We start from the raw sequence: 23,537 nt of genomic DNA, 5'->3' as shown, positions 1-23,537 counted from the left end.
ATGGCTGATAGCCACTAAAATATGGATAAATAAAATTGCAAAAGGGACACTTTTCAAAAGAATTTCTTCAAAAGATAGCAGCAACTGAGCCTGAATGGATGCGTAAGAAACGGTTGGAAGCTTACGCACATTATGAATCCTTACCGATGCCGCACACAACGAAAGACGATGTGTGGCGACGCACCGTCGATATGCGAACCCAAGATTATTGGCGGCGCACTCGGCGACATCTCCGCGGTTTTGCGCTCGAAAAATATTATCCAAGTGATCCAACGAACGGTAAGCCATCCGCCGAAGATTTTAATGACATCGACGAAGAAACAGCAGGCGTGCTTGTGCAAGTTGATGGGCACCTCCAACACGCCTCTGCTACTGAAACCCTGAAAAAAAAAGGGGTATACTTCGCACATCTCCGCACTGCCCTACAAGAGCAACCGGAATTGCTTCGCACTTACTTTATGAGTAAGGCGGTAACCTTGGAAACGGCGTTAAAAAGCGGGAACATTGCCCAACACAACAAATTTGATGCCCTTCACGGTGCCTTTTGGCAAGGTGGTTACGTCCTGCATGTTCCTAAAGGCGTTAAGGTCGAAGTCCCACTGCGGGTTTATATCAAGATGTCCGAGGCGGAACATGCCGACCTATCACATACGCTTATCATCGCTGAAGAGGGGAGTGAGGTTGTGATCTTGGAGGACAATTCGTCAACCGCCCCAAATATCAGTGGCTTACATAGTGGTGCGGTAGAAATTTTCGCGGAACAGAATGCGAACGTGACTTACGTGCAGGTTCAACATTGGAATCGCCAGGTTTGGAACTTTGCTTCGCACCGCGCTATGGTTGCCAGAGACGCGAAACTTTGCTGGGTAACTGCCACTTTCGGTGGCAGATTGAACAAAATAAACCAAGCTGTCGTTTTAGAAGGTGCTGGATGTACTGCCCAAATGTTGGGCTTGGCTTTCACAGATGCAAGGCAACACTTGGATGTTAGTACTGCCCAAGAACATATTTCGCCGCACACCTCCAGTGATCTGCTCTATCGGACAGTCCTGAAAGATAGATCGCAGACGGCGTGGGGTGGCAACATTTACGTTTATCCGTCGGCAAACCACACTGATGCGTACCAGAAAAATGACAATTTACTGCTGAGTGAGCGTGCGCATGCGGATACGCTGCCCGGATTGGAAATTCAAGCACACGAGGTGCGGTGTACACATGGCGCAACCGCTGGGAAGATTGACGCCGAGCAGGTCTTTTACCTAATGAGCCGCGGTGTGTCTTACGCACAAGCAGAAAAATTGATTGTTGATGGGTTTTTTGCCCCTGTCATGGAACGTATTCCATTGGAATCCGTTCGCGAAGGACTGAATACATCCGTTGCGCGTAAACTTGAATAGTTTTCAGTGCGGGTTGCTACGCAACCCTTTCAGTTTGCCTCGCAGTGAGAGTTAAGAGGTTTTCGTTTACCAAATCGCTCTTTAACTAATAACCGACAACCGATAACCCCAAAAAAGGAGTAACTCACAATGAGTCAACCCAAAATTATCGCTTACATGAAGCCCGTCTGCGGGTGGAGCAATGGTGTCCGTGCCATCTTTGCCAAATACGGTTTGGAGTATGAAGATAGAGACATCATTAACAACGAAAACAACTATCGTGAAATGGTTCAGAAGACGCGGCAGCCTTATCAGCCGTGCGTCCAAATTGACGATATAATGCTCGCCGATGTCAGCGGAGATGAAGTCGAACACTATCTGGTTTCAGAAGGAATCGTTAAATCCAGTGATGCTGAAACCGATGTTCCGACCGATCAGGCGTGTGAGGATCATGGGCCTGCTGCTGTCAGTATTGGGTTCCCAAGCAGATAGGAGCATGGACAAAGGTAAGGTTGGAAGAGACTTTGATGGAGGAATAGATGGATGTCCGCAACCTTCCAATCTTCCAACCTTCTATTTTTGGATTCCATCCCTACTTAGGTAATGAATATGGATACATCTCAGTTTCGTCCTCTTGATGTGGAGAGAATCCGCGAAGATTTTCCGATTTTTGCGACGACCCCACCGTTGGCTTTTCTCGATAACGCCGCGTCAACGCAAACACCGCGCCCGGTCGTTGAAGCGATGGATGCCTATTACGATACGTATCGCTCTAACATCCATCGCGGTATCTACCGTATCTCAGAAGAGGCAACGGCACAGTATGAAACGGCTCGTGAGAAGGTAGCGCAGCTCGTCAATGCACCGCGGGCACGGCAGATTATCTTCACGCGGAACACGACGGAATCTATTAACCTCGTCGCTTACAGTTGGGGCAGCGCGAACATCCAAGAAGGCGACGAAATTATTCTCACCGTCATGGAGCACCATAGCAACCTCGTGCCGTGGCAGTTGCTGGCACAGCGCACTGGCGCGGTGCTGCGGTTTCTGGAGATAACTGATGAAGGGTTGCTTGACTTCACACAACTTCAGGACCTCCTCACTGAAAAAACGAAACTTGTTGCTATAGGGCATGTTTCTAATGTCCTCGGGACGATTAATCCGATCCAGTCCGTTATTACGGCTGCGCACGCTGTTGGCGCAAAGGTCGTTGTTGATGCAGCACAATCGGTGCCACATTTTCAGGTCGACGTTCAGCAGCTGGATTGTGATTTCTTGGCGTTCTCTGGACATAAAATGTGTGGTCCGACGGGTATCGGTGTCCTATACGGTAAATCGGAACTGCTTGAGGAGATGCCCCCTTTCCTCGGTGGTGGTTCAATGATTCGGAGCGTAGAACGCGACGTATCCAGCTATGCTGAACTTCCCGCCAAGTTCGAGGCGGGGACTCCAAGTATCGCGGAAGCAATCGGGCTTGGACATGCCGTAGACTACATTACACAAGCAAATTTAGCAGCTCTTCAGGTCCATGAACAAGAACTCCTAAAATACGCACACAATCGCTTACAAGAAATCGAAGGGATCACCCTCTATGGCCCCTCTTCACCGCATCAAAAAGCAGGTGTTATCTCTTTTAATATAGAGGATATCCATCCACATGATGTGGCAGGTATCTTGGATACGCACGGTATTGCTATCCGCGCAGGACACCACTGTGCACAACCGCTGATGAAGCGGTTAGATGTTATCGCCACTGTCCGTGCGAGTTTCTACCTTTATAACACAATCGAAGAAGTGGACCGGTTATACGAGGGGCTATGTCGAACACAAAAATTGATGACTCGGAGTCAAAGAAGGAGCGTGGGATGAACGTATATCAGGAAGAACTGCTTGACCATTACGAAAATCCAAGTAACTATGGAACCTTGCCGAGATGTACTATTTCTCATGAAGAAGACAATCCACTTTGTGGGGATCAGATCCGTCTCGATCTCATTGTTGAAGACGACATTATTACACAGGTGCGTTTTTCTGGGCACGGTTGCACGATCAGTATAGCGGCTGCCTCTATGCTAACTGAGGAGATCGAGGGCAAAAGTCTTACGGAAGTCAAGAAACTCTCGCGAGACGACATCTTAGATATGATCGGTATCCCTTTGGGTCCCGTCCGTATCAAATGTGCGTTATTGGCTCTCAAAGTTCTCAAAACGGGTGCCTACGGGATCAAAGGCTGGCCCGGTGAAGAGAAATAAAAAACAAGAACCGTTTTGTTAATCCGTTACCTTTACCGAGAAAAAGGAAATTATGGCAGAATTCTATAAAGTTGCAAAAGCGAGTGAAGTGCCGCCCGGCACGAAACAATTAGTCGAGGTTGACTTCGTCCCTGTGTTACTCTTTAATGTTGATGGAGAGTTCTATGCTATGGAGGATGTTTGCACGCACGACGGCGGTCCCTTGGGGGAAGGTTGGTTTACTGGAGATGAGATAGAATGCCCTCGACACGGGGCACGTTTTTGTGTAAAAACAGGAAAGCCACTCTGTATGCCTGCTGTTGAAGCCGTCGACTGTTACACCGTCAAAGTTGAGGACGATGATGTTCTCGTGAGCGTCGACTAATTAATTATCCAAACTTCGTAGGAGGAAATCCTGATGGTATCTGAAGAAAGCGTATTAGAAAGTATCAAGCAAATTATCGATCCGGAAATTGGGATCAATATCGTCGATATGGGACTTATCTACGGCGTTGACATCAATGACACAACCATAGACATTACAATGACCCTAACGAGTCCTGGATGCCCCGCTGGCGGACAGATTGTGAATGGCACACAGCACGTCACGCAGCAGATGGAGGGTGTTGAGGAAGTCAACGTTAATGTCGTTTGGACACCGCGTTGGACCCCAGAAATGATGACCGAAGACGCGAAGGATGAACTCGGCATCTTTTAAAGTAGTCGGGTCTTTAGAAAAGCCACACGCGCTTTTCTCCCGCCGTGTGCCCAGCCTACATCATGAACAGGTTAGCGAAACAACCGAAACTTCTCAAGAAACATCCCAATGCCTTTCAGATAGAGTGGAAGGACGGACATGTCAGTTGGTATCCATACACCTATCTCCGGCAGATGTGCCCGTGCGCGGAATGTGCTATCATCCGACACAAAGGCAGAGATGTCCATTCCCTCTTTTCACCGCAAGGCGACGGAGATATAACCCTCATTGAGGTCTCAGACGATATTCAACCGCTTGACATTCAGTTAGTCGGTCGTTACGCGCTCCAATTCAGTTGGAACGATGGACACGATACGGGTATCTATCCATTTGAAGTCCTACGCGAGACGTGTCCTGGCCCGGAATGTGCCCCCGTTGGATCAGAAACCTCTTAGGAAACCGTGCCTTAACTGGTATCCTTTAACCGCAAGGTATAAAAAATGCAGACTACGCCGTCCCTTCCCGAAATTTTGCCGCGTGAACTGAAACAGAAACTGGACGCAAATGAACCCGTGTTTTTATTAGATGTCCGCGAACCCAGCGAATATGACATCGTGCACCTTGAAGGCGCGCAACTCGTACCACTTAACACATTGCCACACAACGTAGAAAGTCTCCCATCAGACCAAGAAATTGTTGTCTATTGCCACCACGGAACACGGAGTCTCTATGCCACCGCGTATCTACACCAAAACGGATTTCGTAATGCCAAAAATCTCGCAGGGGGTATCGACCAGTGGGCAGCCGAGATTGATCCCACCCTACAGAGATATTAAGAGGAGAACAGATATGATCGTCGAATTTGAGAACCGCTCCGGTGAAATAGAACACGCCGAAATGGAAATTGATGAACCTTGTCCTATCTGTTGCGGAATGCTCTTCCCGCTTGTGGAATCACAATCCGACAGCGGATACCGCTGTAGTAGCTGCGGACTCGTCTTCTCTCGCGTAGAAGAAGAGTTTGTTTAACGATTCAGAAAGCGTTTTTTTATGATTCCTTGCGGTTCGGTCAGGTGGGTTTGATGCATAAGGTGTCTTTCCGTATATCCGCATGCGTGTTTTTGCGAATCAGAATCAACGGTATGAAGCCCGTGTGGGCTTCCCCGGGTATGAATGCCGTGTGGCATTCCCCGGGGTATTTCTGCGTATTGTTGCAGGCTACCGTCTTATACCATCTCTAAAAGTTTATATCGCATTAGCCTCACCATCCACCCAGGCCCGGTAGGTGCGGTTTCTAACCGCACGGGACATAACCCAAAACGGTAGGGAACCCTTTTAAGAGAAATCATCAACCAGAAATGGTATTAGGTTATTTTCGTAACCGTAGTCCGTAATGAAACAGAGGGGTTTTTACTTGGGCGTTTCTTCAGATTTAAGGAAAGTACATCCAAGATTCAAATTCACGTCGTTTCTCCGCAAGGTAAAATTAAATATTCCGAAAGTCTGGCACTTCCATCGGTGTCCCGCCATTGGCGATCGACTGCTCCGAAACCAAACCCGGCACTGTGAAATCCATCGCCGTATAGACATCCATCGGTGGTGGCGTGTCGGTGAGGACACTATCCACAAAATCCCGCACTTTAAAATACTCGCCGAGGTCTCCGGCATTTTCTGACTCAGCAGGTGGATTTTTCCATCGTTCGGGCAAACAATCTTCAAACTGCGAGAGCGGTCTCCACTGTTCAGTCACCGAGAACTCATCCAACCAAATCTTCGGTGCAGCGTTGAGTCCACGCGAACCTTCATAGCACCCTTTCGTTCCCTGCAAACTGAAATAGGAATTCGCAGGTCGATTCGAGAGCATGTCGATCCGAATTTTAATTAATCCACCACAATCGGTCTTGCAAAGCATCATCACTGTATCCTCCATGGCGTGCTCAGGATCGGTGTTAGTGCCGGTTCCCAGACAACAGACACTCGCGACGCGACTCCCAAACCACTGGAGCACGGGACCGAGGCTATGTGTCGCATAGTTACACCGATTAATACCGACCTGCCAGTAGTAACGCCACGTCGGATTGCCCTCTGCATCGTGATGGAGCGACTTGATGTTGTGGAGGTATTCCCCTTCTCCGAAATAGACATCGCCGAACATGCCTGCCTCAACCATACTCCGGATGAGGACATTTGACTTGGAGTAGCATGTATTTTCAGCCATCGTGTATTTGGCAGATGATTTTCGGACTGCTCGAACCAAATCGTAACATTCTTCCAATTTGACGGCAGCGGTCACCTCACTGATAACGTGTTTTCCGGCTTCCAGGGCTTCAATCGATTGTGGAACATGCAGGTTTTCAGGTGTAGCAAGGACAACAATATCTACCGCGTCCAACATCGCTGTATAATCCGTAAACTGCTGAGGAACATCAAACCGTTCTGTGACGCTTTGGAGTGTCGCCTCATTGATGTCACACACGGCTGTAACGGTTGTTTCTGCTATCGCTTGAAACGGTTGAAAATAAGAACTCCCACGGTGTGCTCCAACAATCCCTACTTTTAGTTGATTCGCCATTGTGTATCTCCTCCTAAATATACTAAACTTTGGACAATTTTTTTAAGAACACACATATCGCCCCGGTGGGGCTTAGGTCTTGGGGGATTGGCGTTTCTATACACATATCGCCCCGCTGGGGCTGCCGTTGGGTGCATCGGGGTTTATTTTCCTGCAAGTTGGGTTTGTTTCAGAAACTTTCAGAAAAATCAAAGATCTCTTGAAAACCGAGCATGAACCCGACCAAAATTGTCCAAAAATATAGGGATAGCATAGCATATTGCCTGCAATTTATCAGTAAAATTTCATGAGAATGTGCAAGCAAAATTTTTACTTGAAAAACTTATGCTAAACATGTTAAAATGCCATGATATTGGATGACACTACTACGAAACGGAGCTCCTTCCGTTTCTGTCCCCCTTCCACCGTAGTAGCGGGATAAAGGGTTGGGGCTGGGAACCCAAGATGAATATGCTATACTTATGGAGTCTCTTAGGGAGAGTAGCAATTTTCTGTTAATCTGTTGATAGAAGAATAGGAACGGAGATGTTAATGGATTTTGTTGAGGAACTCAGGAATCTATCCATCAAGATCGAAAAGCAAAAAGATGTTATCCGAAGCGAAGAAGCCACTAAAAATGCGTGTGTCATGCCCTTTATCAAACTGTTAGGATATGATGTTTCTGACCTGACAGAAGTGGTACCTGAATTTACTGCTGACTTTGGTACAAAGCAAGGCGAAAAGGTTGACTATGCTGTTTTTAAAGATGGTGAAGTCACCATGATCATCGAGTGCAAAAAATTCGGTACAGATTTGTCTGATGATCACACTGCCCAACTTTACCGTTACTTTTCAGTCACTCACCCTCCAGTAGCTGTGCTAACCGATGGGGCTCTGTATCGGTTTTACAGCGATTTGGAAAAATCGAACGTAATGGATATAAAGCCTTTTTTTGAATTCAGCCTGCTTGATATTCAGGAATCACTGGTCGATGAGCTCAAGAGGTTTACCAAGTCTGCCTTTGATTTGCATGCAATCCGTAGGGTTGCAATCGATTTAAAGTATACAAAAGAGATAAAGCAGATCTTGGTGGCGCAACTGAAAGCACCTACTGAAGAATTTGTTCAATTTTTCCTGTCTTCTGTCTATAGTGGCGTAAGAACACCAACTGTATTTCGGCAGTTCACAGGTATTGTCAAGCGCGCAGTGAACCAGTTCCTGAGTGATCAGATTGATCAACGCTTACAGTCTGGAGCGAATAACGAGGAAGTTTCAGAAGAGTCTGCTGAGGTCGAAGAATTCGATTCGTCAACTGTTACCTACAGCAAGCATCAAACAAGTAAATCAAAGCGCAAAGGACTGATCGTTACTTTTCCAGATGGAACTGTATTTTCTTCAGAGCGAGAGTGCAAGAATCAAACAGAAGTTTGGGTTAAAGCGATTGTAAAATTACTTGAGCAGTTTGGGATGGATCGGTTTATAGAAGCTGATCTTAAAACGAGGCGTTCTGGCAGTAAGGAAAGGTTTATATCAACCAATCCGACCTTCAGAGATGCCGGTAGACGCAGGATACCCTCCACGGAGTACAAGACGAATGGCACAACGTATTTCATAACGCAGGACTATAGAGCTGAAAGAAAAAAGGAACTTCTTGACAGTATATCCGACGCGTTAGGTGCAGGATTGAAAGTAGGGGTGTTTGAGTGAATAGGTTTTACTGCACGGGCATACCTATGTAGGAGCGAAAAGGGAGTTGATTCAATGTATCATTTACATTTTTTGGTTTTTGAGGAAAAAGTTTTCAACAGTTTGTCAATCCGCAATTACGCTTTACGTGACAATAATGGAGATTATAACGATGAATAAATTGGATATAAACGGCAAAGTCTTTAAAATAACAAATGATCATGTTTACGAAGGAATCCGTGAAGATGGTGGGGGGTGTCCGTTGGCGTCAGCATTAAGGGATTTTCTGTGTTGCGACACAGATCTGAAAGATGATTCAAATCTGGATTATCTTGAAATTAACGTTGATTTTAAAACGGTATCCATAGAATATCTCGCGGTAAACGGAGACACCTATACCTGGGAATGTGACGTGGTTCTTGATGATGCTATCACCGATTTTATCCATGACTTTGATAATGAACGTATCGCGTATAGGCAATTTATGGGAAGAACTGTGCATGTCGAACTTCTGGAAGATAAGCACTACAAACTATCTTTCATATAACGTCAGTTCTGACTACAAAGAGCAGAATAGTGAGACGTAACACAGCTTAAAATAGGCAATGAACAGTAAAACGCTCGACCATTTGCTCATCGCGATCACAGTCCTGTTAGATATCTGTTTCATCGCTACTGCAATTGTCGTAGCATACTGGGTCCGGTTTGAATCGGGTTGGACTCCTGAAGTCCTGTCCCTGCACAAAGGGGGTTCCCCACCCCTTGACGACTACTTTCGGCTTATCCCTCTCATGGCAATAATATGGCTAATGACGTTGAAGGCACTAAAACTCTATCGTCCAGAAAGTAACGCGACGTTTTCGGCATTTTGGACGCTCTGTAAAGCCGCGGGTATCTCGCTCATTGCCACATTAGCCGCCCTCTTTTTCATCTACCATCACGATGTCTACTCGCGTTGGGTTATGCTCTTAGCGACTGGTTTCAGTCTCGTGGGGTTGTTCTTGGGCCGATGGGTGCTTTATCGTTTCCGCCAATCAATTCACGCCCAAGGGATGGGCGTAAATCGACTGGCAATCGTCGGGAACTACGATGTCCGCGTCGAAAAGTTCATTAACGTTCTGAATACTAAAGCGGATAGCGGTTACGAAGTGGTAGGGATAATTGGTGAAACAGCAGCCAGTAGTCAGCAGCCAGTAGTCAACAAGGGGGAAATCGGGGTTACAAACCCCTCCCACAACCTCTTACCCGAAAGCCAATTGCAGTCCCTTGGGAAAAGCCAAGACATCCTTGAACTGGTGCGAAAACATCGACTTGATACGCTTTTCATCGTATCCCCGACTGTGCCAAATGACACTATCCTGCAGATTCTCCACGCCTGCGAAGGAATACCCGTCCAAATCAACGTCCTGCCTGAACTCTCTGAATTCATCAGGGACAGCAGGAACACGATTACCTTTTTTGAGGATATACCGGTGCTACAATTAAGGGAGACACCGATGCAGGGCGGACGCGGTATCGCCAAGCGTCTTATAGACATCGTCCTTAGCGCATCAGCATTGATAGCCTTAAGCCCGCTCATGCTAACAATTGCGATCGCTATACGCTTGACCTCACCGGGCAAAGCAATTTTTCGTCAGGAACGGGTCGGTAGGGGTGGAACGCGGTTCAAGATTTACAAATTCCGTTCCATGCAAGTTGATGCTGAGGAAAAAGTTGGACATGTATGGGCAAAAAGCGATGACCCCCGGCAAACCCGACTTGGAAAATTCTTGAGACGCTGGAGTTTAGACGAATTGCCGCAATTCTTCAATGTTCTCAAAGGCGATATGAGCCTCGTCGGTCCCCGTCCAGAGATGTCTGGATTAATTGATACGTTCCGTGAATCAATCCCGCACTATCTCGCTCGACAGCGCGTTAAATCTGGCATGACCGGGTGGGCACAAGTCAACGGCTTGCGCGGTAATACCTCCCTTGAAGAGCGGATTTCTTATGACCGATATTACATCGAAAATTGGTCTCTCGCCTTAGACATCAAGATTATCTTGAAAACATTATGGGCAATCAAAAAAGGTATTTAAACCATGGACCTCTGGGCCGTTCCTCTACTTCGTTTCGGACGGGTTTTTGGCTCGGGTGCAGCTGGAATAGGCATCCGCGCGATCTCTTAAAGAAAAGGAATCAACAAACAGGCATTATCTACTCTCCATCCTGATTCTGGAAGGCGCGGCTCGCGATAATTCATATCTATTCTGCAAAATACCGTCGCACAAAGGGCCACGCGCCGGCTTTGTAATAACGGTGTCCACCTTCTCCGATAAAGAGCTCACACCTATCCGCAACACCAGCAACCTCGTAGATAGTCTTCAAACGTTCATACGCGAACTCGACGTGATCTATGGGGAAAATCCCGTCTCCTTGTCCCGCAATCGCGCAAAATGGACGCGGTGCGATTAAGCCTGCGACATCGTACATCTCCCCAAGTCGCATGACCCCCGGCACATAGTTGCATTCGCAATGGCGGATCATGCCGATGCTCCCTTCAAACGTACAGAAATAGCAACTCGGTACTGCTACAGCAATACGTGTATCGCATGCCGCGGCGAAAAGCGATACCGTCCCACCGCCGGAGTTGCCAGTAATCGCGATGCGTTCGGCATCTATGGGTAAATCCGCTATCGCCCAATCAATGAGGCGCGACATATCCCATACCCGCTCACCAATCGGGGTCCGTCCAACGAGTATGCAATGAACCAACTGGTGTCGGCAGGAGTGTGTATTATTCGCCTGCTTATCCGCTGCCGTGCGCGTCTCACCAAACGCCCGCGTCGTCGGCGCAATAGCAATATATCCCTCCTCAACGGCTGCCTGTCGAGCGATGTCCCGTTCCCCTTCCAGCATGTGTTCTTCCTCTGCTTCTGTGTGTGCGATGCCAGCATAGAGATGCGGAGGATTGTGTCCATGTGGTGCGAGGATGAGCGGCACTTGGTTTCCTTCAATCGTTTTTGGACGGAGTAGGTAAAACGGCAGCGGCACCGTCGGCTCGACCCACAGATACCAACTCTCTCGGAAATGGTCATCCATATCCAAGACTTCGAGTTGCTCTGCTTTTGGGACGTATCCTTTGAGATCGGATTCCATGTTGTCTAAGCCGAGGATTTCCCGCAACTTCGGACGAAAAAGTGCCTGCCATGTCAACAACCCTTCCCGGGTGGTCTCATGGAATTCATACAGTCTCGGCACGGTATCGTATAAGTTTTTAAAATGTGTTTCAGCGTTATACATTTTTTCTAATTTTCCTTGCGGTTCGTTCAGGTGAATTGGTGTCAAAAAACGATTTTCCGTAGATCCGCTTGCGTGTTTTTGCTTGGGTATTTTGCGTATTGTTGCAAGCTATATTTTTTGGAAATACGGTTCACTTGACAAAATATTCAGCACTGCTATACTGTTGGCAACTGTGCTTCCACGTAAACTCTCAGACATAATAGAGGATACCCCCCCGTCTGTCAACCCAATTGTTGAAAAGAGAAGTCCCTCGATTACAAAGGAGGAAAATATGGGCTATAACGATGGTAGAAAACAGGTGCGACGTATCTTGAGCATAATAGACCATCTCCAGAAGGTAGACGGTATCACAGTCCGATCCCTCGCGAGCTTCTATGATATTGATATAACCCGCATCTATGATGACCTGAAGATTATCAAGGAATGCTGCAACCTGAAAAAGGATAGAGGATCCTATTGGATTGAGACAGAACGTTTGCTGCGCTGGCCCAGGATCACAGCCGAAGAGAGGCACGTCTTGGAGTTAGTGATTGCTGCTTCACCGCTTGCAAAAGAGGCGCGTTTTGAGAAATCTCTCAAACGCGTTCTGGAAAAACTCGACACCACCCTTGCGGAGCACATCCAATCGAGATTGGAGCAGAATACACCGGTTCAACTCCACAAAATCGAGGCGGATAACGAAATTGAGGGACATCTCTATCTTTCAGAGGAAGCTCCACCGTATAGGGAGAATAATAATGATGTTGAGGAGCACTTTCGCGTTCTGGAAGAGGCACTTTACGAGCAAAAGGCGGTACGTGCGAGTTATCAGCCCGGTGGAAAATCGGAGCCTGTCGTCCATCTACTCCATCCGTATGCCATCTTCTTTCGGAAGGAGGATTGGTATCTTGAAGCACGCTCCAATCGGTCAGATACCCCGTCACTCACTTTCAAAATTGTCCGTTTCCGCCGCGTTATGTTGAGTGATGAGCCGTTTGAACCCTCTGAGGATTTTTCACTCTCCGAGAGTTTAGCACCTCGATGGGGACTCTTCAGCGGTGAACCGATCAACGTAAAACTCAAAATTGCCGCACACAAGGCGTATCTGGTTGAAGAAAAGCAGCGTCATCCCTCGCAAAAGATTGTAGAACGGTGTGCCGATGGTGCGGTGATTGTCCGTTATGAAGTGCCGAAAGAGGAGTTCACGTTTTGGGTGTTGAGTCTTGGGGATGCGGCGGAGGTCTTGGACCCACCCGAATTCCGTGCGGAGTTTCAGGAGATTGTGCGCCGGATGCATTGCCTCTATTCGGGAGATTAGAGCAGAACACAGCGGTCCCGCCCTATTGGATAAACTACAGAAAACCACCCCCGTGAGAGGGTGGGCAACCTATTCTCCCGGCCGGGAGACAGCTCAACGTACGTAATAGTCTTCGGCTGTGATTTTACTTCTGATATGGGGCAGAAAACCACCTTGGTGAGAAGGCGGGCAACCTATCCTACTGACCGGTCGGTAGGTAGCTCAGCATACGCAATAGTCTTCGGCTGCTACTTTACTTCTGCAAGTGAACTATCTGATCACAGTATACCCCTTTTTGCACAAAAAGTCAAGAAATTTTCGCAATTTCTGAATTTTTTACAAAAAAAAGACCTATTTTCTCGATTTTTATGTCGAATTTTTTGTAATTGGTGTAAAACGCAAATTTTATGTAGTATAATTTAAGGTAGATTGAAGAGCGATTACACATTTACGCGATGGTACACGACTCAAACTGATGAAATCAGAAAGGAGACATCATGGCAAAACGGAAATCCGAAATTGAAGATTTATTATTGACCCTTGGGATTGATTCGGGGACCAGTGACATCCTTCAAAATTATATGGACAAAGTCGCTAACAGGAAGTTACGTACCTATCAGAAGATCATCCAATATGGCGCGAAGGCTGGTGAGTCGCTCTATCTCCATATTCTCAACGGGATTTGCGTTCTGGAACGGTTACGTCCAATTTTAGATTTAGATAACCTTGAAGTTCAGGTCCTATTCAGTGCTTTCAGCGTCCATGATTTGAACAAGCTTAGTCAATTTCAGGATCAAAAGCGTTCGTTTAACTATCTGGCAAACGCAGAAAACATCAGTGACGTGTTGACTGACCTTGAGATAGACCCCTTCTTCCCGGAATGGCAAGATTATTTGAAGGATATTGAGGTCTTGGTCCGCGCCCATTCGCGGTTCTATAACACCTATGCTGAAACCCTCGATCAGACTTATAATCCGTATTCATTGGATAAAAGCAGACTTCTCAATTATCTTGTCCCGATTATCCGTGCAATGGATGTCATTGACCTATCAAAAACACTTGAGGAACGTGCAAAAAAACGGGACTTTCTCATAGAACTCAATAGCGTCTTTGATGATATTCAGTACAAATTCGTATACCATAAAGTGAGCGAACAGCGCGGTATTTTGACGAACCTCATACACAATGAGATTGTGAGGTGCCTCAAATCGGAAAAAGACTTACTGCCGCTGCTTTATTATCCTGAGGGTGTAGCGTATCTCGTCGATCAAGAACGCGATATCCACATCACAACCGATGAAATCGCAGAAATTGGAAACGCTGTTGTTCGTAACATTGAGTCGAAGACTCGTGGAGAATTCATCAAGTTTATTCAAGGCAGCCCTGCTGGTATAAAAGTTGATGAAAAGTGCATTACACTCGGCGTATCTTTTGGGGAAATTTGGAATGAAGTCCGGAATATCATCAGCGAGCGGAAGTATGTCGCAAACACGAAAGTAGATGCGATGAACGCCAAGTGTCGGGAAAGGCTTGAAGGAATTCGGGATAAGTTGGGTGAACCAGATCCGAATGTCGTTGAACATCAAGAGGGACAACTACCTCTTTTTGATCCAAATGGAACGGTTGGACAGCGAACGTTGCTTGATGAAATCTTAGAGACAGAAACCTACCGACTACCACATGATGATGACGCTATTCGACTTGGAGAATTGGTCAGAACATACTATATTTTCTTGAATAAACATTTTTCCGAGGCTCTCCCTGATGCGTGGTTACACATCTATGGACTACTTGAATTGCCGCTGGATACTGAAGATACAACCTATCATGAGCGGTATGCATTGTTCAATGCCCTTTGGGACCGCGGCTACATCATCGGACGCGATCTTTACAATACCGGTCGCGAGTTTGATGAGATTTACGAGTTGATTGTCCAAAACGGCATCCAGTTTTTAGAGACCTTAGAAACCGAAAGCGAGTTTGGACTATTAGTCGATTACGTTCTCAAATACGTTGATTTCAACTTTGTTGCTGGTAGGAATCGGGGTTTCAACACAAACTTAAAACGTTATGTTAAGGATAACCACGTTCAGTGTAGCACCTGCGGTTCGGAATTTGATACTGCCCTCTGGATGAAACCAGATGTGCCAGCAAATATCAAGGTGCAACAATTTTCCAATCGGCTTGAAGGCGGCTCATCACGTGAACCGAAACGCCGAGTCTGTAGTGTATGCCGAACCCAATACATGCTTGACAAACTCTGTTACAATGTCGGAGGCAGCACAGCAACATTTTTTATTCATCTCTACCCAATCTCGTTTTTTACGGAGGTTTTTATTCGGGCTTTCCAACGGGCACAGGAGAATTTCCAAAATCCCGATTTTCCGTCCGTTTTTCTCAAAACAGACGATGCCCTTCGGAACTATCAGGAAAAGACCCAGTTGGAACTGACGTTTTCACAGACAAAAGTCAACGGAAACCCAATTCCGAAGTTCTCAGAGGCACTCGGTAACATTCTAACGATCCCGGTGAATACACCCGGGAACAATCATACGGGGAACATTTTATTCGCAATCGAAAACGCTTTGTTATATCAACGCTTTTTAGGATCCCGTGCGGTGCTGACCGATTCGTCAATCCCACTCTTTTCCGATGATGAATTCAATCATCTGTTCATCGACCATATCCCCCCCGCATTTCGCGGATGGTTGCCGGATAACAACCTTGACAGTGATATGACGCAGCAAGCGTTTAAGCAACTCCTGAACTTGCATACCATCCGATCAAAAATTGGAAGTATTGACGCGGACGATCTGGTGCGCTTGATTCGGAGTTTAAATTACGACGTGCTTGAACTCTACTACGTAACCCACCGAATGATTAAACGCGAACAAGCCGGAAATGAACCGCGACAGTTCGTAACCGTCCGCGACACAGCACAACTTATCGCCGATGTCGTGGCACAGAAAGGAGGAGAGACGATTATGTCTCACATTAAGGAACTTGCCCGCATTGCGTGGGAAGGGCGGTTGAAGGGTGAGAGTCTCAAGGATAATTCACTCGCTAAACCGCTTGATGTCGCATTTGACAGCCTTGAACGTTGGCAATCAGAGCATGAAACTGAAGAAGAAGCACGGGCTATCATGTCCAAAGAGGTCGCCCGAGCGATTGAACGTCTTGATAAGCGGTTCTTCGGGATAAAAAAATTGGAGAACATCTCGCAATTTGTCACCGTCCTTTTTGATCAGATCTACAAAGGCGTTTATCAAGGCAATCTGCTTAATTTGCTTGAAAACCGGAAACGGATTCGTTCTGGGTATCTTTATTTTATTACCGAAATGGTCCCAAAGCGTGATAGAGACAAGGAGGAACAGCAATCATGAGTATTCTGAATAACTATACCGACTTTATGGTTGAAAAATACGAAAACTTTCCACAGAGCCGTTATCTGACGCTAATTGTCTTGCGGAAAGCGGAGTCAGAAATGATTTTCCGCACCGAGGGGTCCGGTGAGGGGTTGAGCCGAGATACAGTCCATGCCGGACTTGAGGCGCGTGATCTTATCTCTCGCGTGACAATTAGTAAACGTAAACAGACAGCTATTGAACGGCGGACAGGACGTGAACTCTTACGTCAGCATAACTTATTATTCTACGCTGCAGACTCAAGGGGGAATCGTCAGGAAGCTGAGGATAATATCTGTGCGTTAAATCGCAACAAACCGTGTGGTATTTGTGCCGACTGCATGATTTATGGTTATGCCGTCGGCGGTGGGGGCGCGCAAAAGTCTCGCGTCATTACAGACGATGCCTTCAGTGTTCTACCCTACCAAACCGTTACAGCAAAGCGGACGTTCAACGCACTCTACGATAACAACACAATGCGAGATCCGGTTACCGGACAGGCATCCGCAAGCATTCAGGAAGATGAGTACGTCAAGCCAGAAACACTGTTCGTTGACATGCAGACGCTCAAAGATTTGACATCGGACGAGATCCACTATGTAATAGCAAACGTGTTGCGGAGTCGCCGTTACGGTGCTATCTCCTCACGGCTTGGTAAGATGCGGAATACACTTGTCGGGGCCATCTTTAGCGATTGTGAGATCTTCAGCAATTTGGAACTAACGCAGTGTGTTTATGACCGTCTCGGAGCAGAAGGTAGACAGTTCCCACTTGACGAAAATAAGGTTGAGTCGGTAATTGCCGATGCGGTCGCAGCGTTAACGGGTGAAGTTATCGGCAGTGTGCAGCCACTCACCGACTCGGAGTTAACTGAGTTAATTGGTGAAATTCAGCAAACATTCGCATCGCCGGATGAAGTGAAAGGGTTGTTAGATAACATTACGGCACTCTATCGCGAGCGTGAAACATAAGGTAGGGTTACCTATCCTATGTTGGAGGTATCTCATGTATATTTATCGATGTGAGTTTGAACTCATGGAAAACCTCTTTTTCGCTAGCCGCGAGGTAAACAACTTCTTTCAGACGGAGGCAGTCATTGGTAATTACGCCCTTGCTTATGCCCTTGGATTGTGCAGTGCGGGTTACCATAATGCTGCTGAAATCACTTACGCTCAGGATTTGGAAAAACTCAACGAGGCGGGTATCTATGTTACGCCCGGCACATTGACCGAGCAGCCACGTTTCACGGTGACACGTTTCAACGCCCTTTCTGATTCATATTGGTATCAGATGGAGCAGAACGCCATCTCGGTCAATCGGAAACGTATTTTCAATCCACGATTAAAGGCGAGAGCGACGAACTTCCCACAGATTGGAAGACTGAAGCTGCTGTCCATAGGCAACAAAGGCGTTTTTTACGTAACAAGCCGCGACGAGTTTCGCGTGCCGCGTTATATCCGTCTCGGTAAGTTCATGAGCAAAACGAAAATCTCTGCTTACAGACAGCGGTATCGTCAAACCCACGCAGAGGATGTGTCCTACAGTAATTATCTGAATCCTAACGATTTACCATCAAATACACAGATCGGTATGTTTGACCTGCTCAATATACGACCAGCACCATTAATTCGCCAAGTCCAATTGTCTGGGGATTTCTATGAATTGGTGGAGGATAAAACGCTACTACCGGCACGGATGCAGTTTTACACCGATTTTTAGACGGAACTCAACTATCTGTGGGGTGTGTCCTGCCTATGAGATGGGGCAATCACACCCTATAGGTTATTTGGAGGTTTGCTATGTCAGAGATCACGATTAATCTAAACGCAGGTTATGAAAAAATTAGTCCGACGAATGCGTTTGACCTAAAACATCCGCCGCTCTATCATCAACAGCGAACATACGATGCCTTAAAAACAAACGATCTTGTCATCAACACCTACAACACGGGAACAGGAAAAACTCGTGCTTCGTTGCTTCGACTTTTCGATTTGAAAAACGAAAATGTTTTGTTCATCGCACCGACAAATGAGTTGATTCATCAACACACAAATGACATTCGAGAGTTTGTTGAGGAACATGGATTGAATTTCTGTGTTGCTGAAGTCACTGGGCAGAGACTTCGCGAATGGGAGGTCATTGATGACCCCGGTTATCGTCTTAGAAATCCGAGAAAATTGCACGAGCTGATTCAAAACCCCCGTGACTATTTCCCTGAAATGACACGGCAAGCCCCCCTAATTCTCGTCACAAATCCCGATATTTTTTACCTCTGCTTTTACAGCGTCTATTCAAAGTTAGACAGCGCAAATCTTTTCAGTCATTTCTTACAGGATTTCAACTACATTGTCATTGACGAGTTTCACTACTACAACGCCAAGCAACTCGCCAGTTTTCTGATGTTTTTCATTCTGTCTAAGGAGTTTGGTTACTTTGATAATAACGGACGGAAGGTCTGCCTGCTTTCGGCGACACCTGATGAGAAGGTCCTCACCTATCTTGACTTGATAGGGCTGAAATACGCGCATATCAGTCCAGACAACGAGCCGATTGAAAGCAATAGTTATGAGAAAATACAGACGCTTTCTGAACTTGAATTGACGATACATAGTGGCAAAATGCAGAATTTACTTAAGGCACGCCCTGAGTGGATTAGCGATCCATTGCGCTCTGGAAAGGAAGGCACGGTTATCAGTAGTTCTCTCCGAACGATTAATGAAATTAAGCAGACGCTGCAAACGGTAGGACTGAAAGAAAAAATTGGGTTAATTACGGGTGCTGTCAGTAAACAAGAGAGGCGTGACGCAACGACATCTTTTCCGCTTGTTCTCGCGACACCAACAGTAGACATCGGTTACAACTTCAAAAAAATGGACAAATCACGGCAAAACATTGATTTTGTCTGTTTTGATGCTCTTTATGGAGCGGAATTCACACAGCGGATTGGACGGGCAGGTAGATTGCTCGGTAAGGATGACACCACACACACCAGCATCGCGCATGCATTTGTACAAGGAAAACTTCGCGCACAATTACGGCAAGGGAAAACTTATGACCGCCGAGAATTTGCAACACTCGTTAAAGAGTCGCTCGGAGAGGATAACCAGTTTTACCACTATATTCAGTCCTATGCAGTGCTTGAAGCATTCTATCCGCTTTACGAACTTTACAGGCGAACACTTGAAGAACGGCAGGACAGAATTAAAGAACTCTTTGAGACAATCCAACAGGTTTTCGCACCTCAGAGCGACACAACATTTGACGAAATGTTCAAAAAAATTCAGTGGCATTTTACCTATGAAACTGTCATTAATGCTTTTAAAGACAATACCTACAATGATTATATCCGGCATCAATGGGAACGGGCTGCGTGGAGTTACTGTCGACACCAAGCATGGATGAAAGGGGAACTGGAAACCTTTGAACAGTTGCCGAAAGAAAAGGAGAAAATAATACTTGCGACACTTCTCAAAAACAACCGATCGGAAATTGTTGCGTACGCGGAGCAGAAATACACTCCTATTCAGTCGCTATTCAACTTTCGCGGTTCGGATATCGGCATCCGTTGCGGTATATATGATTTGAATCATCTATTCCAGAATACTGCGAAACATACTGAATATGACCTTTTTCACGTCCTTTCACATTGTAATTTTATCATTATTCCCAGAAAGGAAAAGTACCATGAACTCACAGGAGATTGGGGAAATTATTGTGAGTTTTTTGTAAGGGCTGACAGTCTGAAAACTCCACCAACCCGTGTTCAATTCAACTACGATGCCGGTGGGATTGATCGAGAGTCCTTTGAACGTCAACACTGTTGGGGCCCCACCGCATTAAAAGGCTTGCGATTGGAATCTGTTCCGCTTGAAATGCAGGATGCGCTGAAGAAAAAAGGGTACATTACATGCCTTTTATCGAAGAGAGAAAATCAGTACGCCCTCAACAACATACTGGAAACGAGAGGACAATTTTCCTACCCACTGAATGTAGCCTTTAATGATGGACAACAGGAGTATCAGTTAATTCTCGGATCCCAAGCGTTTCTAATCCATGCAGAGTTGCAAGGTAGATGGGAAGAGAAAGGGCAGACTACGTAATTTGATTTACGTCTAATCGCTGTTGAAATTGCTCTCACATAAGGAGACCACCCATGCCTATCAGCACACAAATCTCACTCATACCGGAAACCGACGTGACGCTCCGACCTACAATGGGACACCACGCTCACGCTGCGTTCCTTTCTATTCTCAAGGAGAGCAACCCAGAGGTGGCAAAAGCCGTTCACGCGCCCGCGGCACAGAAACCCTTTACCGTCTCACCGCTCATTGGTAAGATGAAGAAGCGAGGCAATCTGTGTTACATCCGGGCAGGTACTGAGTGCAGACTCCGATTCACCTTCCTCAATGATGCCTTATTTCAGCATTTCGGGAAAGCCTTCTTGACACTCGCAATGCCTCCGATTCGCTTGGGAGAAGCCGTCTTTCAGGTGAGACAGATGGTCTCACACGCCACAGAGGAACGGAGTTGGGGCAAATCCGAGAGTTACGCTGAACTCGTCCAATCCGCAAAAACAGATACCCAGATGTCGTTCCGATTCTACTCACCGACCGCCTTCCGCGGAATGACACCCCGCGGACAAGAGACCCGTAAAGAGGCATACCTCGATCTCGTCCGGTGCTATCAAAGTTGGGTGAACAAGTGGAATGCTTTCGCACCTATGGAATTTGACAAAACCGAGATCCTCGCGTTCGTCCGAGAATACATCCAGTTGACGAGTGTGGCAACAGAGACGAAGAAACTCAATTTCGGAAGACATAGCGAGTTCGGATGGGTGGGGACCTGTGCTTATGTCTTCTATCCCGAAGATTCGCTTGATCCCGATCTGCTCCGGGCTGTCAATTGCTTAGCAAATTTCGCTTTCTACTGCGGCACAGGCTACAAAACTACTATGGGAATGGGACAAACGCGGCGGATTGATTAAAGGAGGTTTCAGATGTCAGAAACTTACATTCCGCTTTCACAAATAAACACCTACGTTTTTTGTCCTCGGCGGTTCTACTATGAATCTATTGAGGGGCATCAGGTTGTTAATGAACATGTTGAGGAAGGTAAAATCAAGCATGAAAACGTTCACACAGCGGTGACGGATCGGAAAAAGGGAGACAAGACGGTCTCTCGACGGCAGTATCTCGCTTCGGACGCGCTTGGTGTGTCTGGTTATACGGATCTGGTTGAGGAGAAAGACGGTATCCCGTATCCCGTTGAATTCAAAAAGGCTGGGATGGGGAACTGGCTGAACGATCAGGTTCAACTCTGCTTGCAAGGACTCTTATTAGAGGAGAAAACAGGGATTTCGATCCCCCACGGATATGTCTTCTACATCGGTTCTAAGCGACGACGAAAGGTTCCGTTTGACAAGGAACTCCGTGAGACCACGCGCCGCTATATAGCAGAAGCACGCGCGCTCCTTGAGTCCCGAAAAATTCCGAAACCTATTCACGATAATCGCTGTAATGGGTGCAGCGTTCGATCGATTTGTTTGCCTGACGAGGTCGCTTATCTACATGAGTTGGATGACCGACCAAAACGTATTAAACCCGCACTCGGTATTGATAATGTCCTATACGTCGATGAACAGGGATGTGCGATCAAAAAGACAGGCGAACGTATTCTGGTCGTGAGAGAGAACGAAATTCTCCGTGATGTTCCGTTGATTCATCTCGGACAAGTCGTCATCTCTGGCAATGTTAATCTGACGACACCGGCAATGCAGACGCTCTTACACGCGGGAATCCCTGTCGTCTTTCTTTCTGCCTATGGACGATACCATGGCGCGTTGACACCGCAGGTGTCCCGAAATTCACTTTTGCGCTGTGCACAGCATAGGGTCGCGAGTCATCCGGACGCATGTCTTGCGCTTTCAAAGGCGTTTGTGCGCGGAAAATTGGTTAACATGCGGACAATGCTTCAACGCCGAAAATGGCAGGCAACAGACGGCACAGATTCGACATTGGAACCGTTATTGGCTAACATTAAGGCGATGCAAGCCATGGAAAAACGCATCCATAAAGCCACAGCACTTCCAGAATTGTTGGGAGTAGAAGGCAATGCTTCTTCCGCATATTTCGGCGCATTCAACTTTATGCTCAAATCGGAGATGGGTTTTGATTTCCAGCGGCGAAGTCGCCGTCCACCGGCGGACGCAACGAACGCCTTGTTGAGTTTTGCCTATTCACTACTAACAGCAGATATGATGTCAGCAATTCAAACAGTTGGGTTAGATCCTTACATCGGTTTCTTTCATCAACTCAAGTATGGTAAACCCTGCCTTGCCCTCGATTTGATGGAGGAATTCCGACCTATTATTGCAGACTCCGTTGTGGTTACATTAATCAATAATCGTCGTATCAAGTCTACAGATTTTATGCAATCCCACGGCGGATGGCATCTAAAGGCGCGTTGTCGGAAAGCGTTCTATGCCGCTTATGAGACGCGAAAGAATGAGACGATTACACACCCTGTGTTTAAATATAAACTCACATTTCAACGTGCGATGGAATTACAAGTGCGTCTTTTAGCGAAATATCTAACGGGTGAGATTGACCAGTATACGCCATTGACGGTTGGGTAAGACCAAAACCTACCCTTCCCCCCTTCCATCCTTCCAATCTGCCATTCTATATGGACCTTGAAAGTGAGAGTTTAATGAGGAGTCGCTAAATGCATTACACAGTTGCTTACGATATTACAGATGACAAACGCCGGAACAGAGTCGCTAAAATCCTCAAAGACTCTGGCACTCGCATCCAATATAGCGTTTTTGAATGCAACACAGATCGCCGCGCCCTGCTACGCTTGCAGAGTCGGTTAGAGAAAGCGATTGATTTGCAAGAGGACACGATCACCTTCTACCATCTTTGTACGACATGTGAGAAACAAATCGATCGGATAGGTCTAAAAAAAGGTCTTGACAAACATAGGACTTACGCAATAATGTTTGACATAACCTCATAGAAGGGGTAATATGTTCT

At 46.6% G+C, this 23,537-nt stretch carries 22 protein-coding genes; 20 read left to right on the top strand and 2 right to left on the bottom strand.

Features of this window, described 5'->3' with window-relative positions:
- Nucleotides 1–98: 98 nt before the first annotated feature.
- The 9 genes from sufD (at nucleotide 99) to F4X88_17100 (ending at nucleotide 5,333) form a co-directional block, all read left to right on the top strand.
- Nucleotides 99–1,397 carry a Fe-S cluster assembly protein SufD gene (gene sufD, locus F4X88_17140; protein MYA58009.1) on the top strand — a complete coding sequence of 433 codons (1,299 nt, stop codon included), beginning with the start codon at nucleotides 99–101 and terminating at the stop codon, nucleotides 1,395–1,397.
- Between the two features lie 129 nt (nucleotides 1,398–1,526).
- Nucleotides 1,527–1,868: a glutaredoxin gene (locus F4X88_17135; protein MYA58008.1), complete on the top strand. Its 342-nt coding sequence runs from the start codon at nucleotides 1,527–1,529 to the stop codon at nucleotides 1,866–1,868.
- A gap of 117 nt (nucleotides 1,869–1,985) precedes the next feature.
- Nucleotides 1,986–3,245 (top strand): cysteine desulfurase, encoded by a 1,260-nt coding sequence (locus F4X88_17130; GenBank protein MYA58007.1) that lies wholly within the window; start codon nucleotides 1,986–1,988, stop codon nucleotides 3,243–3,245.
- Nucleotides 3,242–3,628 (top strand): iron-sulfur cluster assembly scaffold protein, encoded by a 387-nt coding sequence (locus F4X88_17125; GenBank protein MYA58006.1) that lies wholly within the window; start codon nucleotides 3,242–3,244, stop codon nucleotides 3,626–3,628. The genes F4X88_17130 and F4X88_17125 overlap by 4 nt, the downstream gene beginning before the upstream one ends.
- Nucleotides 3,629–3,680: 52 nt before the next feature.
- Nucleotides 3,681–3,992 (top strand): non-heme iron oxygenase ferredoxin subunit, encoded by a 312-nt coding sequence (locus tag F4X88_17120; protein MYA58005.1) that lies wholly within the window; start codon nucleotides 3,681–3,683, stop codon nucleotides 3,990–3,992.
- 33 nt (nucleotides 3,993–4,025) lie between these two features.
- On the top strand, nucleotides 4,026–4,325 hold the full coding sequence (locus tag F4X88_17115) for a metal-sulfur cluster assembly factor (protein ID MYA58004.1): 300 nt from the start codon (nucleotides 4,026–4,028) through the stop codon (nucleotides 4,323–4,325).
- 62 nt (nucleotides 4,326–4,387) lie between these two features.
- Nucleotides 4,388–4,759, top strand: coding sequence for a DUF971 domain-containing protein (locus tag F4X88_17110; GenBank protein ID MYA58003.1), 372 nt, complete (start codon nucleotides 4,388–4,390; stop codon nucleotides 4,757–4,759).
- Nucleotides 4,760–4,804: 45 nt separating this feature from the next.
- Nucleotides 4,805–5,140 (top strand): hypothetical protein, encoded by a 336-nt coding sequence (locus tag F4X88_17105; protein MYA58002.1) that lies wholly within the window; start codon nucleotides 4,805–4,807, stop codon nucleotides 5,138–5,140.
- A 13-nt stretch (nucleotides 5,141–5,153) separates the two neighbouring features.
- Nucleotides 5,154–5,333 carry a hypothetical protein gene (locus F4X88_17100; GenBank protein MYA58001.1) on the top strand — a complete coding sequence of 60 codons (180 nt, stop codon included), beginning with the start codon at nucleotides 5,154–5,156 and terminating at the stop codon, nucleotides 5,331–5,333.
- 457 nt (nucleotides 5,334–5,790) lie between these two features.
- Here the strand turns inward: F4X88_17100 and F4X88_17095 are convergent, their stop codons facing one another.
- Nucleotides 5,791–6,876, bottom strand: a complete 1,086-nt coding sequence (locus tag F4X88_17095; protein MYA58000.1) for a Gfo/Idh/MocA family oxidoreductase — start codon at nucleotides 6,874–6,876, stop codon at nucleotides 5,791–5,793.
- A 525-nt stretch (nucleotides 6,877–7,401) separates the two neighbouring features.
- Between F4X88_17095 and F4X88_17090 the strand changes: the two genes are divergently transcribed.
- The 3 genes from F4X88_17090 to F4X88_17080 all read left to right on the top strand — a co-directional run bounded on the left by F4X88_17090 (nucleotide 7,402) and on the right by F4X88_17080 (nucleotide 10,619).
- Nucleotides 7,402–8,562 (top strand): restriction endonuclease, encoded by a 1,161-nt coding sequence (locus tag F4X88_17090; protein ID MYA57999.1) that lies wholly within the window; start codon nucleotides 7,402–7,404, stop codon nucleotides 8,560–8,562.
- A 151-nt stretch (nucleotides 8,563–8,713) separates the two neighbouring features.
- On the top strand, nucleotides 8,714–9,088 hold the full coding sequence (locus tag F4X88_17085) for a hypothetical protein (protein MYA57998.1): 375 nt from the start codon (nucleotides 8,714–8,716) through the stop codon (nucleotides 9,086–9,088).
- Between the two features lie 58 nt (nucleotides 9,089–9,146).
- Nucleotides 9,147–10,619, top strand: coding sequence for an undecaprenyl-phosphate glucose phosphotransferase (locus F4X88_17080; GenBank protein MYA57997.1), 1,473 nt, complete (start codon nucleotides 9,147–9,149; stop codon nucleotides 10,617–10,619).
- Nucleotides 10,620–10,785: 166 nt separating this feature from the next.
- Here F4X88_17080 and F4X88_17075 read toward each other — a convergent pair whose 3' ends face one another.
- Entirely contained in the window at nucleotides 10,786–11,823 is a 1,038-nt protein-coding gene (locus tag F4X88_17075; GenBank protein MYA57996.1) for a hypothetical protein, read from the bottom strand.
- 271 nt (nucleotides 11,824–12,094) lie between these two features.
- Between F4X88_17075 and F4X88_17070 the strand changes: the two genes are divergently transcribed.
- From F4X88_17070 to cas2, 8 genes are all read left to right on the top strand, one after another.
- Nucleotides 12,095–13,120, top strand: coding sequence for a WYL domain-containing protein (locus F4X88_17070; GenBank protein MYA57995.1), 1,026 nt, complete (start codon nucleotides 12,095–12,097; stop codon nucleotides 13,118–13,120).
- 476 nt (nucleotides 13,121–13,596) lie between these two features.
- Nucleotides 13,597–16,482 (top strand): type I-D CRISPR-associated protein Cas10d/Csc3, encoded by a 2,886-nt coding sequence (gene cas10d / locus F4X88_17065; GenBank protein ID MYA57994.1) that lies wholly within the window; start codon nucleotides 13,597–13,599, stop codon nucleotides 16,480–16,482.
- The gene (gene cas7d, locus F4X88_17060) at nucleotides 16,479–17,474 is read left to right on the top strand and encodes a type I-D CRISPR-associated protein Cas7/Csc2 (protein MYA57993.1); all 996 of its coding nucleotides are present in this window, start codon (nucleotides 16,479–16,481) and stop codon (nucleotides 17,472–17,474) included. The genes cas10d and cas7d overlap by 4 nt, the downstream gene beginning before the upstream one ends.
- Before the next feature lie 34 nt (nucleotides 17,475–17,508).
- A complete protein-coding gene (cas5d, locus tag F4X88_17055) occupies nucleotides 17,509–18,222 on the top strand; it encodes a type I-D CRISPR-associated protein Cas5/Csc1 (GenBank protein ID MYA57992.1) in 714 nt (237 codons plus the stop codon).
- A gap of 80 nt (nucleotides 18,223–18,302) precedes the next feature.
- The gene (gene cas3, locus F4X88_17050; protein ID MYA57991.1) at nucleotides 18,303–20,603 is read left to right on the top strand and encodes a type I-D CRISPR-associated helicase Cas3'; all 2,301 of its coding nucleotides are present in this window, start codon (nucleotides 18,303–18,305) and stop codon (nucleotides 20,601–20,603) included.
- 53 nt (nucleotides 20,604–20,656) lie between these two features.
- On the top strand, nucleotides 20,657–21,487 hold the full coding sequence (cas6, locus tag F4X88_17045; GenBank protein MYA57990.1) for a CRISPR-associated endoribonuclease Cas6: 831 nt from the start codon (nucleotides 20,657–20,659) through the stop codon (nucleotides 21,485–21,487).
- A gap of 12 nt (nucleotides 21,488–21,499) precedes the next feature.
- Entirely contained in the window at nucleotides 21,500–23,137 is a 1,638-nt protein-coding gene (gene cas1 / locus F4X88_17040) for a CRISPR-associated endonuclease Cas1 (protein MYA57989.1), read from the top strand.
- Nucleotides 23,138–23,226: 89 nt separating this feature from the next.
- Nucleotides 23,227–23,520 carry a CRISPR-associated endonuclease Cas2 gene (cas2, locus tag F4X88_17035; GenBank protein MYA57988.1) on the top strand — a complete coding sequence of 98 codons (294 nt, stop codon included), beginning with the start codon at nucleotides 23,227–23,229 and terminating at the stop codon, nucleotides 23,518–23,520.
- The last annotated feature ends 17 nt before the right edge of the window (nucleotides 23,521–23,537 follow it).

Source organism: Candidatus Poribacteria bacterium, from assembly GCA_009839745.1.
In the GTDB taxonomy this organism is placed as follows: Bacteria; Poribacteria; WGA-4E; order WGA-4E; family WGA-3G; genus WGA-3G.
The sequence above is the reverse complement of the archived record's forward strand: the minus strand, read 5'-3'. Positions and strand labels throughout refer to the sequence as shown.